Raw genomic sequence first — 12,413 nt, 5'->3', positions numbered from 1 at the left:
AATTTGCCTTAAGTGTATCAGGCGTTGGCGTCTTTGACTTCGCGGATGATGTCCTGGTACTCGCGCAATTTCTGCGGAGTCATCATACGGCGCTGATCGTCAAGCACGACACCGCCCACTTCATCGGCAATATGCTGCGCAGATTGCAGCATCAGCTTGAAGTTCTGCAGCTCGTCACCGTAAGACGGTACCTGCATAAAGATAGTGACACCCGGAGTAGTGAAATCCTTCATTTCAGGATCAAAGGTTCCCGGTTTCACCATATTCGCCAGGCTGAATAACGCCGGGCCGCTGCCATCCGGGCTAAGATGACGATGGTAAATATTCATATCGCCAAAAATGAAGCCCGCTTGTTGAATGCTGTTAAGAAGCAGTTCACCGTTTAGCTCGCTACCGTGATGCGCCGCGACGTTCATGATAATCACCGCTTCTTTGCGCTTCGGTTTATCCATAACTGGAGCAGGTTCCGCTACAGGCTCAGGCTGTGGTGCCGCTACGGGTTCTGCAGGCTGGAAAGCCTGTTGTGCCGGTTGCGGTGCTGAATGCACAGGCTGCGGCGCTGGCGCGACCTGTGGCGAAACTGGCTGCTGCAACGGCTGTTCAGGCTGCGGCTGATAGGCAGGCTGCTGCACCGGCTGCGCTGGATGCGGAGCATGTTGCGGCGGTACCTGCGCTTCAGGCGGCTGCTGGACCGGTTGACGCGGCTGCGCAGACGCATAAGGCGGTTGGTACTGGTGTTGCGGCGACGGACGAGCAGCCTCATGCTCCTGAGCGTTAGCCGGGGCATGATTCACGCGGTGAACACGAACCTCACCAACGCCCTCATCATCTTCGACATCCTCGTCATAAGAATCGTCGTCACGTTTTGACTTCATTCGTTTTAATGGCCGATCGCGGAACATAGAAGATCGTTCTTTACGGCTGGTCCAGAAACCATGTACCAGTAAAGCGATTATGGCGATCGCGCCAACAATGATTAATATCAGACGCAAATCCTGCATCATTATATTCTCTGTTGTTCTAACACCTTGCCACCACGGCAAACATTTACTCACTAAGAGTATTTGCCGATTACCTCAAGTGCAAGTGCACTATTAACTTTCACAGCACAAAGATAGATGAAATCGTGCTTTTTGCTGTTTTTTCGAACATATCCTAACTGTCCATTGCGCAATTACCCGGTAAAATACGCAGAATTTTCCTGGGATTGGTCAAAAGGAGCTCATCCTGATTATGGTTTCATCATTCACATCTGCCCCACGCAGCGGTTTTTACTATTTTGCGCAAGGCTGGAAGCTCGTCTCGCAACCTGGGATTCGGCGTTTCGTTATTTTACCGCTGCTGGTCAATATTTTGTTGATGGGGGGCGCATTCTGGTGGCTCTTTACACAGCTCGATGTCTGGATCCCGACTCTCATGAGTTACGTTCCGGACTGGCTACAATGGCTGAGTTATCTGTTGTGGCCTCTGGCTGTCATCTCTGTGCTGTTAGTGTTTGGCTATTTCTTCTCCACGATTGCTAACTGGATTGCCGCTCCGTTTAACGGTTTATTGGCTGAACAACTGGAAGCACGATTGACTGGCGCTACACCGCCAGATACCGGGATTTTCGGTATCATGAAAGATGTGCCGCGAATCATGAAACGCGAATGGCAAAAATTTGCCTGGTATCTGCCGCGCGCAATTGTATTACTAATTCTTTACTTCATCCCTGGTATTGGGCAAACCGTCGCGCCGGTACTGTGGTTCCTGTTTAGCGCCTGGATGTTAGCCATCCAGTATTGCGATTACCCCTTCGATAACCACAAAGTGCCGTTTAAAGAGATGCGCACCGCCCTGCGCACACGCAAAATCACCAATATGCAGTTTGGTGCTTTAACCAGCCTGTTTACGATGATCCCGCTGCTTAATCTGTTCATCATGCCCGTTGCCGTTTGTGGCGCGACGGCGATGTGGGTCGATTGCTATCGCGATAAACACGCGATGTGGCGGTAACAATCTACCGGTTATTTTGTAAACCGTTTGTGTGAAACAGGGGTGGCTTATGCCGCCCCTTATTCCATCTTGCATGTCATTATTTCCCTTCTGTATATAGATATGCTAAATCCTTACTTCCGCATATTCTCTGAGCGGGTATGCTACCTGTTGTATCCCAATTTCATACAGTTAAGGACAGGCCATGAGTAAGATTTTTGAAGATAACTCGCTGACTATCGGTCACACGCCGCTGGTTCGCCTGAATCGCATCGGTAACGGACGCATTCTGGCGAAGGTGGAATCTCGTAACCCCAGCTTCAGCGTTAAGTGCCGTATCGGTGCCAACATGATTTGGGATGCCGAAAAGCGCGGCGTGCTGAAACCAGGCGTTGAACTGGTTGAACCGACCAGCGGTAATACCGGGATTGCACTGGCCTATGTAGCTGCCGCTCGCGGTTACAAACTCACCCTGACCATGCCAGAAACCATGAGTATTGAACGCCGCAAGCTGCTGAAAGCGTTAGGTGCAAACCTGGTGCTGACGGAAGGTGCTAAAGGCATGAAAGGCGCAATCCAAAAAGCAGAAGAAATTGTCGCCAGCAATCCAGAGAAATACCTGCTGCTGCAACAATTCAGCAATCCGGCAAACCCTGAAATTCACGAAAAGACCACCGGTCCGGAGATATGGGAAGATACCGACGGTCAGGTTGATGTATTTATTGCTGGCGTTGGGACTGGCGGTACGCTGACTGGCGTCAGCCGCTACATTAAAGGCACCAAAGGCAAGACCGATCTTATCTCTGTCGCCGTTGAGCCAACCGATTCTCCAGTTATCGCCCAGGCGCTGGCAGGTGAAGAGATTAAACCTGGCCCGCATAAAATTCAGGGTATTGGCGCTGGTTTTATCCCGGCTAACCTCGATCTCAAGCTGGTCGATAAAGTCATTGGCATCACCAATGAAGAAGCGATTTCTACCGCGCGTCGTCTGATGGAAGAAGAAGGTATTCTTGCAGGTATCTCTTCTGGAGCAGCTGTTGCCGCGGCGTTGAAACTACAAGAAGATGAAAGCTTTACCAACAAGAATATTGTGGTTATTCTACCATCATCGGGTGAGCGTTATTTAAGCACCGCATTGTTTGCCGATCTCTTCACTGAGAAAGAATTGCAACAGTAATGCCAGCTTGTTAAAAATGCGTAAAAAAGCACCTTTTTAGGTGCTTTTTTGTGGCCTGCTTCAAACTTTCGCCCCTCCTGGCATTGATTCAGCCTGTCGGAACTGGTATTTAACCAGACTAATTATTTTGATGCGCGAAATTAATCGTTACAGGAAAAGCCAAAGCTGAATCGATTTTATGATTTGGTTCAATTCTTCCTTTAGCGGCATAATGTTTAATGACGTACGAAACGTCAGCGGTCAACACCCGCCAGCAATGGACTGTATTGCGCTCTTCGTGCGTCGCGTCTGTTAAAAACTGGCGCTAACAATACAGGCTAAAGTCGAACCGCCAGGCTAGACTTTAGTTCCACAACACTAAACCTATAAGTTGGGGAAATACAATGTTCCAGCAAGAAGTTACCATTACCGCTCCGAACGGTCTGCACACCCGCCCTGCTGCCCAGTTTGTAAAAGAAGCTAAGGGCTTCACTTCTGAAATTACTGTGACTTCCAACGGCAAAAGCGCCAGCGCGAAAAGCCTGTTTAAACTGCAGACTCTGGGCCTGACTCAAGGTACCGTTGTGACTATCTCCGCAGAAGGCGAAGACGAGCAGAAAGCGGTTGAACATCTGGTTAAACTGATGGCGGAACTCGAGTAATTTCCCGGGTTCTTTTAAAAATCAGTCACAAGTAAGGTAGGGTTATGATTTCAGGCATTTTAGCATCCCCGGGTATCGCTTTCGGTAAAGCTCTGCTTCTGAAAGAAGACGAAATTGTCATTGACCGGAAAAAAATTTCTGCCGACCAGGTTGATCAGGAAGTTGAACGTTTTCTGAGCGGTCGTGCCAAGGCATCAGCCCAGCTGGAAACGATCAAAACGAAAGCTGGTGAAACGTTCGGTGAAGAAAAAGAAGCCATCTTTGAAGGGCATATTATGCTGCTCGAAGATGAGGAGCTGGAGCAGGAAATCATAGCCCTGATTAAAGATAAGCACATGACAGCTGACGCAGCTGCTCATGAAGTTATCGAAGGTCAGGCTTCTGCCCTGGAAGAGCTGGATGATGAATACCTGAAAGAACGTGCGGCTGACGTACGTGATATCGGTAAGCGCCTGCTGCGCAACATCCTGGGCCTGAAGATTATCGACCTGAGCGCCATTCAGGATGAAGTCATTCTGGTTGCCGCTGACCTGACGCCGTCCGAAACCGCACAGCTGAACCTGAAGAAGGTGCTGGGTTTCATCACCGACGCGGGTGGCCGTACTTCCCACACCTCTATCATGGCGCGTTCTCTGGAACTACCTGCTATCGTGGGTACCGGTAGCGTCACCTCTCAGGTGAAAAATGACGACTATCTGATTCTGGATGCCGTAAATAATCAGGTTTACGTCAATCCAACCAACGAAGTTATTGATAAAATGCGCGCTGTTCAGGAGCAAGTGGCTTCTGAAAAAGCAGAGCTTGCTAAACTGAAAGATCTGCCAGCTATTACGCTGGACGGTCACCAGGTAGAAGTATGCGCTAACATTGGTACGGTTCGTGACGTTGAAGGTGCAGAGCGTAACGGCGCTGAAGGCGTTGGTCTGTATCGTACTGAGTTCCTGTTCATGGACCGCGACGCACTGCCCACTGAAGAAGAACAGTTTGCTGCTTACAAAGCAGTGGCTGAAGCGTGTGGCTCGCAAGCGGTTATCGTTCGTACCATGGACATCGGCGGCGACAAAGAGCTGCCATACATGAACTTCCCGAAAGAAGAGAACCCGTTCCTCGGCTGGCGCGCTATCCGTATCGCGATGGATCGTAGAGAGATCCTGCGCGATCAGCTCCGCGCTATCCTGCGTGCCTCGGCTTTCGGTAAATTGCGCATTATGTTCCCGATGATCATCTCTGTTGAAGAAGTGCGTGCACTGCGCAAAGAGATCGAAATCTACAAACAGGAACTGCGCGACGAAGGTAAAGCGTTTGACGAGTCAATTGAAATCGGCGTAATGGTGGAAACACCGGCTGCCGCAACAATTGCACGTCATTTAGCCAAAGAAGTTGATTTCTTTAGTATCGGCACCAATGATTTAACGCAGTACACTCTGGCAGTTGACCGTGGTAATGATATGATTTCACACCTTTACCAGCCAATGTCACCGTCCGTGCTGAACTTGATCAAGCAAGTTATTGATGCTTCTCATGCTGAAGGCAAATGGACTGGCATGTGTGGTGAGCTTGCTGGCGATGAACGTGCTACACTTCTGTTGCTGGGGATGGGTCTGGACGAATTCTCTATGAGCGCCATTTCTATCCCGCGCATTAAGAAGATTATCCGTAACACGAACTTCGAAGATGCGAAGGTGTTAGCAGAGCAGGCTCTTGCTCAACCGACAACGGACGAGTTAATGACGCTGGTTAACAAGTTCATTGAAGAAAAAACAATCTGCTAATCCACGAGATGCGGCCCAATTTACTGCTTAGGAGAAGATCATGGGTTTGTTCGATAAACTGAAATCTCTGGTTTCCGACGACAAGAAGGATACCGGAACTATTGAGATCATTGCTCCGCTCTCTGGCGAGATCGTCAATATCGAAGACGTGCCGGATGTCGTTTTTGCGGAAAAAATCGTTGGTGATGGTATTGCTATCAAACCAACGGGTAACAAAATGGTCGCGCCAGTAGACGGCACCATTGGTAAAATCTTTGAAACCAACCACGCATTCTCTATCGAATCTGATAGCGGCGTTGAACTGTTCGTCCACTTCGGTATCGACACCGTTGAACTGAAAGGCGAAGGCTTCAAGCGTATTGCTGAAGAAGGTCAGCGCGTGAAAGTTGGCGATACTGTCATTGAATTTGATCTGCCGCTGCTGGAAGAGAAAGCCAAGTCTACCCTGACTCCGGTTGTTATCTCCAACATGGACGAAATCAAAGAACTGATCAAACTGTCCGGTAGCGTAACCGTGGGTGAAACCCCGGTTATCCGCATCAAGAAGTAATTCTTGCCGCAGTGAAAAATGGCGCCCATCGGCGCCATTTTTTTATGCTTCCGCCAGCGGCGGCAAAATCAATTCATCGCTCTCATGCTGCTGGGTGTAGCGCATCACTTCCAGTACGCGCAACCCCGCTCGGTGCACTGCATCGGTTAACGCCTTCCCTTTCAGCAAGCCACTGATGAGCTGAGCACAAAACAGGTCGCCAGTCCCTTTCAGGTCGGTTTTTACCCGTGAATGGGAAATGACATTCACGCTGTCGGCAGTGACCACCACAACCTGCATCTCCTGATTTTCTTCATTACCGGAGGCGCTGGTAACCACCACCCATTTTAATGTGTCTGAAAGCAGACTTTTTGCGGCAGCAATGGCACTGTCGAGATCGCGGCAATTTTTACCGGTCAGGATTTCCAACTCAAAGATATTGGGGGTAATTCCCTGCGCCAGCGGCAGTAAATATTGTCGATACGCTTCGGGAAGGTCAGGTTTGACATAAATTCCGCTATCAATATCGCCAATCACCGGATCGACCATGATCAATAGGTCAGGATGGTCTTTGCGTAGCGCAGTCAGCCACTCGGCAAGGATTTTGATTTGCGATGCCGTTCCCATATAGCCCGTGGTTACAGCACGAAGTTGGCGCAGCGCATCACGCTCCTGAAGCGCACGCAAATAGCCGCTAAACCATTCGTCCGGAATCGCACCACCGTAGAAAGTGTCATAATGCGGCGTATTGCTCAGCAATACCGTCGGCACGGCAAAGACATTCAGGCCGTTCTGTTTGATAGCAGGCACGGCAATGCTGTTGCCCACGCTGCCGTAAACCACCTGCGACTGCACGGCGACGATATCCGCCTGCAGTGCCCTACTCTTATCGTTAAACAACAACAAACTACTCATTTAATTTTTTCTCCTTGCCGATGATCCTCATCGTAATCCAACCGAAACTTTACCTGATTCTGGCAGTCAAATCGGCTATCACAAAACAAGGATAAGGTAATTCAATGAAGAAAATCATTTGTCTGGTCATTACACTACTAATGACACTCCCCGTTTACGCGAAGTTAACTGCCCATGAAGAAGCCCGCATCAACGCCATGCTGGAGGGATTAGCACAGAAAAAGGATTTGATATTTGTGCGCAACGGTGATGAACATACCTGCTATGAAGCGGTTTCTCATCTGCGTCTGAAGCTCGGCAATACCCGTAACCGCATTGACACTGCCGAGCAGTTTATTGATAAGGTTGCTTCGTCGTCATCGATTACTGGGAAGCCGTATATTGTGAAGATCCCCGGTAAGAGCGATGAGAACGCACAGCCTTTTTTACATGCGTTAATTGCGCAGACGGATAAAACGGTGCCTGCGCAATAATCTTAAATCCCCGCCCCCTGACTAAAATGCTCTTCCCCAAACACCCCGGTGGAAAGGTAGCGATCGCCACGATCGCAGATGATCGCTACCACCACCGCACCAGGGTTAGCTTTTGCCACCCGCAGTGCTCCGGCAACCGCGCCGCCGGAGCTGACGCCACAGAATATTCCTTCCCGCACCGCCAGTTCGCGCATGGTGTTTTCCGCATCGCGCTGATGAATATCCAGCACCTCATCCACCAGAGAAGCGTTGAAAATCCCCGGCAGATATTCCGTAGGCCAGCGGCGAATGCCGGGAATGCTGCTGCCCTCTTCCGGTTGCAGGCCGACAATGGTCACCGGTTTGGATTGTTCGCGCATAAAGCGTGAGACGCCGGTGATAGTGCCGGTCGTCCCCATGCTGGAGACAAAATGAGTGATGCGCCCGCCGGTTTGCTGCCAGATTTCCGGCCCAGTGGTGGTGTAATGCGCATAAGGGTTATCGGGATTATTGAACTGATCGAGCAGCTTTCCTTCGCCACGATTCGCCATCTCCAGCGCCAGATCGCGCGCACCTTCCATGCCCTGCTCTTTGGTGACAAGAATCAGTTCCGCACCATAAGCACGCATCGCCGCACGGCGTTCCTGGCTCATGTTGTCGGGCATCAGCAATTTCATGCGATAGCCTTTAAGCGCGGCAATCATTGCCAGCGCAATGCCGGTGTTACCACTGGTGGCTTCGATTAACACATCACCCGGTTTAATTTCCCCGCGCTTTTCCGCCTCGACGATCATCGAAAGCGCCGCACGATCTTTCACCGAACCTGCCGGGTTATTGCCTTCCAGTTTTAACCACACTTCACTGCCGTTATTCGGCCCCATTCGCTGCAATTTCACCAGAGGCGTATTGCCTATTGTTTGTTCTAATGTACTCACGATCTCTATCCATACGTGGTGTTGCCTGATGCGACGCTTGCGCGTCTTATCAGGCCTACAGGTTACAAACCTTGCCATTAAAAAGCCCGGATCGCGGGAAGCGCCTCCGGGCGTTTAACATTCACTCAACCTTTCAGGCGCTTTGTGCGAGAGCAAGTTCCTCATCGCGGGTTTCGATACGCTCGTCGCCGTTATACAGCCGCGCATGTTGCAGACCAACGAATAAACGCTCGCCACGCTGCGGGGCATCGTCGCCATGCATCACGACCGTCAGCGGTTCGTTGTACCACCCCAGCGGCTGCACCACTAATTGGGTGTAGTGACCTTTCGGGCTGGCTTCCAGTACCTGTACCGGCAGCGGCGAATCGAGGCTGGTACGGCGGCTGATATCCACTTCCCAAGGGCGCAGGAAGAGATCCACCGGCCCCTGATACGCAGGTGTGTAGCCCAGCGGCCAGCGATGCGCGCCAACATGGAACTGCCCGCCGCGAATGGTTCCCTGCAGGCGGTTCACTTCGCCCATAAATTCGAGCACAAAACGGGTCGCCGGTTCGCGCCATACCTGATCCGGCGCGTCAGCCTGTTCAATATTGCCCTGGCTCATCACAACTACACGATCAGCTACTTCGGTCGCTTCTTCCTGATCGTGGGTCACAAAAACGCTGGTGAATTTTAGTTCTTCATGGAGTTGACGCAGCCAGCGACGCAGCTCTTTACGCACCTGCGCATCCAGCGCGCCAAACGGTTCATCAAGCAGCAGAATTTGCGGTTCCACAGCCAGCGCGCGCGCCAGCGCCACGCGCTGTTTCTGGCCGCCGGAAAGCTGCGCCGGATAACGATCCGCCAGATGGGCAAGCTGGACCATTTCCAGCAATTTTGTCACTTTCGCTTTGATGGCTGCGGCATTCGGGCGCTCGCGACGCGGCAGCACCGTCAGGCCAAAAGCGATATTGTCGAACACCGTCATATGGCGGAACAGCGCGTAATGCTGGAACACGAAACCGACTTTACGATCACGTGCGTGCAGGCGGCTCACGTCGGTGCCGTGGAAGCGAATATGCCCGCTGGTTTGATGCTCCAGCCCGGCGATAATGCGCAGCAGCGTGGTTTTCCCGGAACCGGACGGCCCCAGCAACGCGACCATCTGACCTGAAGGAATATCCAGTGAGATATCGTTCAGCACCTGGGTGCGACCAAACGACTTCTTAATATTGGCAATCTCAATGCTCATGATGTTCCTCCTGCTGTGCGCGTTTTTCCTGATTCTCCAGGCGCCACTGCAACATACTTTTTAAAAACAGGGTGATAATCGCCATCAGCGTTAACAGCGCCGCAGCGGTAAAGGAGCCGACGGTGTTGTAGTCCTGCTCCAGCAATTCAATCTGTAACGGCAGCGACAGGGTTTCGCCGCGAATCGAGCCGGAAACCACCGACACTGCGCCAAACTCGCCAATCGCGCGGGCGTTGGTCAGCACCACGCCATAAAGCAGCGCCCAGCGAATGTTCGGCAATGTGACGCGGCGAAACATCTGCCAGCCAGACGCGCCAAGCAAAATTGCCGCTTCGTCTTCCTGGCTGCCCTGGCTTAACATCACCGGCACCAGCTCGCGCACCACAAACGGACACGTCACGAAGATCGTGACCAGCACCATTCCGGGCCAAGAGAACATAATTTGCAGATTATGTTCATCCAGCCAGCCGCCCAGCGGGCCGTTGGAGCCGTAGAACAGCAGATACACCAGACCGGCAACCACTGGCGATACGGCAAAAGGAATGTCCAGTAGCGTCAGCAGTAACTGGCGTCCGGGGAAGTTAAAGCGCGTCACCAGCCAGGCCAGCAGAATGCCGAACACCAGGTTCACCGGTACGGCAATCAGCGCAATCATCACCGTCAGCCAAATCGCGTGCAACATGTCCGGATCGGCCAGATTCTGTAAAACCGGCATCAGCCCCTTGCTGAATGCCTGCACGAAGATGTAAATCATCGGCACCAGCAGGATGAACGCCGAAACCAGCATCCCGATGCCAATTAGAAACCATTTGCCCCAGTTAATCGGGCGCGCGTCATAACGCTTCAATTGTGTCACTTCCGCCATTAATGACCTACCACACGCCGACCAAAGCGACTTTGCAGAGTGTTAATTGAGAACAGCAGTATCAGGGATGCCGCGAGGATCACCGAAGCAATCGCGCTCGCCGCCGGGTAATCAAACTCCTGCAAGCGCACAAAAATCATCAGCGACGTCACTTCCGTCTTCCACGCGATATTTCCGGCGATAAAAATCACCGCGCCAAATTCACCAAGACTACGGGTAAACGACAGCGCCACGCCCGCCACCAGCGCCGGAGAAAGCTCCGGCAGCACCACTTTGCAGAAACTCTGCCAGCGCGTTGCACCAAGTGTTTCCGCCGCTTCTTCATATTCCGGGCCTAACTCTTCCAGCACCGGCTGCACGGTACGTACCACAAACGGAATGCTGGTAAAGGCCATCGCCACCGCAATCCCCAGCCAGGTATAGGTGACTTTGATATCAAACTTCGCCAGCCATTCACCGTAAAAACCGTTTACAGAAAAGAGCGAGGCCAGCGTTAAACCGGCGACTGCCGTTGGCAGCGCAAAGGGTAAATCCATCAGCGCATCAAGCAGCGTGCGGCCAGGGAAGCGATAACGAGTTAAGATCCACGCCATCAGCAGACCGAAAACGCCGTTAAAAATCGATGCCACAAACGCCGACAGCAGCGTCACTTTGTAGGCTGCGACCACCTGCGGGTTGGTGATCACCTCCCAGTACTGCGCCCAGCTCATCTGGGCCAGCTGCATCACCAGCGCGGAGAGTGGCAGCAGCAAAATCAGGCAAACAAACAGCAGACTGGTGCCGAGGCTTAAGGTAAAGCCCGGCAGCACGCGTCTTGAAGAAACCGCAAACATCAGTTACGCCCCGCCGATAACAGCTTGTCTAACTCGCCGCCGCTGGTGAAGTGGGTTTTCATCACTTCCGGCCAGGAGCCAAATTTGTCTTCCACGCGGAACAGCTCGGTCTGCGGGAATTTGTTTTTCAGTTTGTCCATGACTTCCGGGTTATTTACGCGGTAGTAATAGTCGGTGATGATGGTCTGCGCCTGCGGGCTGTAGAGCCAGTTCAGGTAGGCTTTTGCTGCTTTTTCCGTACCGTTGGCCTGCACATTTTTATCGACCCACGCCACCGGGAATTCCGCCAGAATGTTGGTTTTCGGAATCACCACTTCAAAGCCCTGCGCTTCATACTGTTTGCGGATGTTGTTCACTTCCGACTCGAAGCTGATCAGCACATCGCCCAGGCCGCGCTCGGCAAAAGTGGTGGTCGCGCCACGACCGCCAGTATCGAACACTTCAACGTTTTTCAGGAACTGAGTCATAAACTGTTCGGTTTTGGCTTTATCACCACCGTCAGCTTTATCCGCTGCGCCCCATGCCGCAAGGTAGGTGTAACGCGCGTTACCGGACGTTTTTGGGTTCGGGAAAATCAGCTTCACGTCGGAGCGCACCAGGTCGTTCCAGTCGTGGATATTCTTCGGGTTGCCCTTACGCACCAGGAAGCCCATGGTGGAGTAGAACGGCGAGCTATTATTCGGCAGGCGCGACTGCCAGTCCGCCGGGATAAGCTTGCCTTTATCGTGCAGAATTTGTACGTCGGTCACCTGGTTATAAGTGACAACGTCGGCTTTTAAGCCCTGCAAAATTGCCAGCGCCTGTTTTGATGACCCGGCATGAGATTGTTTTATCGTCAGTTTGTCGCCGCCGTTATCTTTGGCCCATTGCTGTTCAAACGGCGGGTTCAGGGCGGCAAACAGCTCGCGGGAGACGTCATAAGAACTGTTCAGCAGTTCCGTTGCCTGTACATGGCCCGCCAGCAGCAGAGAAGCGACCAGCGCGAGTGAGTTCTTTTTCAGTAAGTTAACGGCCATTGCGCACCCTTATAAATTTAATGACTTTCTAATAGCCATCATATTTATAACGGACGTGAAAGGAGTAACGGTT

13 protein-coding genes are annotated in these 12,413 nt (G+C 52.0%); 6 read left to right on the top strand and 7 right to left on the bottom strand.

Going from position 1 to position 12,413, the window contains the following annotated elements; genetic code table 11:
• Window positions 1-17: 17 nt before the first annotated feature.
• Window positions 18-1,004 carry a cell division protein ZipA gene (gene zipA, locus AB4H76_RS07255; RefSeq protein WP_001300494.1) on the bottom strand — a complete coding sequence of 329 codons (987 nt, stop codon included), beginning with the start codon at window positions 1,002-1,004 and terminating at the stop codon, window positions 18-20.
• Between the two features lie 229 nt (window positions 1,005-1,233).
• Between zipA and cysZ the strand changes: the two genes are divergently transcribed.
• The 5 genes from cysZ (at window position 1,234) to crr (ending at window position 6,114) form a co-directional block, all read left to right on the top strand.
• Window positions 1,234-1,995: a sulfate transporter CysZ gene (gene cysZ / locus AB4H76_RS07250; protein ID WP_000254839.1), complete on the top strand. Its 762-nt coding sequence runs from the start codon at window positions 1,234-1,236 to the stop codon at window positions 1,993-1,995.
• Between the two features lie 184 nt (window positions 1,996-2,179).
• Window positions 2,180-3,151: a cysteine synthase A gene (gene cysK / locus AB4H76_RS07245; RefSeq protein ID WP_000034402.1), complete on the top strand. Its 972-nt coding sequence runs from the start codon at window positions 2,180-2,182 to the stop codon at window positions 3,149-3,151.
• 383 nt (window positions 3,152-3,534) lie between these two features.
• Window positions 3,535-3,792, top strand: a complete 258-nt coding sequence (ptsH, locus tag AB4H76_RS07240; RefSeq protein WP_000487600.1) for a phosphocarrier protein Hpr — start codon at window positions 3,535-3,537, stop codon at window positions 3,790-3,792.
• A gap of 44 nt (window positions 3,793-3,836) precedes the next feature.
• Complete coding sequence (gene ptsI / locus AB4H76_RS07235; protein ID WP_000623140.1) at window positions 3,837-5,564, top strand: phosphoenolpyruvate-protein phosphotransferase PtsI; 1,728 nt, start codon at window positions 3,837-3,839, stop codon at window positions 5,562-5,564.
• Between the two features lie 40 nt (window positions 5,565-5,604).
• Window positions 5,605-6,114, top strand: coding sequence for a PTS glucose transporter subunit IIA (gene crr, locus AB4H76_RS07230; RefSeq protein WP_000522247.1), 510 nt, complete (start codon window positions 5,605-5,607; stop codon window positions 6,112-6,114).
• A 42-nt stretch (window positions 6,115-6,156) separates the two neighbouring features.
• On the opposite strand, the gene pdxK is transcribed toward crr, so the two are convergent.
• Window positions 6,157-7,008: a pyridoxine/pyridoxal/pyridoxamine kinase gene (gene pdxK, locus AB4H76_RS07225; protein WP_000096674.1), complete on the bottom strand. Its 852-nt coding sequence runs from the start codon at window positions 7,006-7,008 to the stop codon at window positions 6,157-6,159.
• 104 nt (window positions 7,009-7,112) lie between these two features.
• On the opposite strand from pdxK, the gene AB4H76_RS07220 reads away from it, so the two are divergent.
• Window positions 7,113-7,481 (top strand): YfeK family protein, encoded by a 369-nt coding sequence (locus tag AB4H76_RS07220; protein WP_000719963.1) that lies wholly within the window; start codon window positions 7,113-7,115, stop codon window positions 7,479-7,481.
• Window positions 7,482-7,483: 2 nt separating this feature from the next.
• Here the strand turns inward: AB4H76_RS07220 and cysM are convergent, their stop codons facing one another.
• The 5 genes from cysM to cysP form a co-directional block, all read right to left on the bottom strand.
• On the bottom strand, window positions 7,484-8,395 hold the full coding sequence (cysM, locus tag AB4H76_RS07215; protein ID WP_000105477.1) for a cysteine synthase B: 912 nt from the start codon (window positions 8,393-8,395) through the stop codon (window positions 7,484-7,486).
• A gap of 133 nt (window positions 8,396-8,528) precedes the next feature.
• Complete coding sequence (gene cysA, locus AB4H76_RS07210; protein ID WP_000021036.1) at window positions 8,529-9,626, bottom strand: sulfate/thiosulfate ABC transporter ATP-binding protein CysA; 1,098 nt, start codon at window positions 9,624-9,626, stop codon at window positions 8,529-8,531.
• Window positions 9,616-10,491 (bottom strand): sulfate/thiosulfate ABC transporter permease CysW, encoded by an 876-nt coding sequence (gene cysW, locus AB4H76_RS07205; RefSeq protein ID WP_000852686.1) that lies wholly within the window; start codon window positions 10,489-10,491, stop codon window positions 9,616-9,618. The genes cysA and cysW overlap by 11 nt, the downstream gene beginning before the upstream one ends.
• Window positions 10,491-11,324 carry a sulfate/thiosulfate ABC transporter permease CysT gene (gene cysT / locus AB4H76_RS07200; protein WP_000458405.1) on the bottom strand — a complete coding sequence of 278 codons (834 nt, stop codon included), beginning with the start codon at window positions 11,322-11,324 and terminating at the stop codon, window positions 10,491-10,493. Before cysT ends, cysW begins: the two co-directional genes overlap by 1 nt.
• On the bottom strand, window positions 11,324-12,340 hold the full coding sequence (cysP, locus tag AB4H76_RS07195; protein ID WP_000290225.1) for a thiosulfate/sulfate ABC transporter substrate-binding protein CysP: 1,017 nt from the start codon (window positions 12,338-12,340) through the stop codon (window positions 11,324-11,326). Before cysP ends, cysT begins: the two co-directional genes overlap by 1 nt.
• Window positions 12,341-12,413 lie beyond the last annotated feature (73 nt).

The sequence above is a fragment of the Escherichia sp. UTM R2 genome (genome assembly GCF_048593455.1).
Lineage (GTDB): Bacteria > Pseudomonadota > Gammaproteobacteria > Enterobacterales > Enterobacteriaceae > Escherichia > Escherichia coli.
This window is presented reverse-complemented; position numbering and strand designations above follow the sequence as displayed.

Excerpts from the sequence above, each read along its gene's own strand:
- AB4H76_RS07220 (WP_000719963.1), top strand. The coding sequence starts at position 7,113 with ATGAAGAAAATCATTTGTCTGGTCATTACACTACTAATGACACTCCCC.
- cysZ (WP_000254839.1), top strand. The coding sequence starts at position 1,234 with ATGGTTTCATCATTCACATCTGCCCCACGCAGCGGTTTTTACTATTTT.
- crr (WP_000522247.1), top strand. The coding sequence starts at position 5,605 with ATGGGTTTGTTCGATAAACTGAAATCTCTGGTTTCCGACGACAAGAAG.
- cysP (WP_000290225.1), bottom strand. The coding sequence starts at position 12,340 with ATGGCCGTTAACTTACTGAAAAAGAACTCACTCGCGCTGGTCGCTTCT.
- pdxK (WP_000096674.1), bottom strand. The coding sequence starts at position 7,008 with ATGAGTAGTTTGTTGTTGTTTAACGATAAGAGTAGGGCACTGCAGGCG.
- ptsH (WP_000487600.1), top strand. The coding sequence starts at position 3,535 with ATGTTCCAGCAAGAAGTTACCATTACCGCTCCGAACGGTCTGCACACC.
- cysT (WP_000458405.1), bottom strand. The coding sequence starts at position 11,324 with ATGTTTGCGGTTTCTTCAAGACGCGTGCTGCCGGGCTTTACCTTAAGC.
- zipA (WP_001300494.1), bottom strand. The coding sequence starts at position 1,004 with ATGATGCAGGATTTGCGTCTGATATTAATCATTGTTGGCGCGATCGCC.
- cysK (WP_000034402.1), top strand. The coding sequence starts at position 2,180 with ATGAGTAAGATTTTTGAAGATAACTCGCTGACTATCGGTCACACGCCG.
- cysW (WP_000852686.1), bottom strand. The coding sequence starts at position 10,491 with ATGGCGGAAGTGACACAATTGAAGCGTTATGACGCGCGCCCGATTAAC.
- cysA (WP_000021036.1), bottom strand. The coding sequence starts at position 9,626 with ATGAGCATTGAGATTGCCAATATTAAGAAGTCGTTTGGTCGCACCCAG.
- ptsI (WP_000623140.1), top strand. The coding sequence starts at position 3,837 with ATGATTTCAGGCATTTTAGCATCCCCGGGTATCGCTTTCGGTAAAGCT.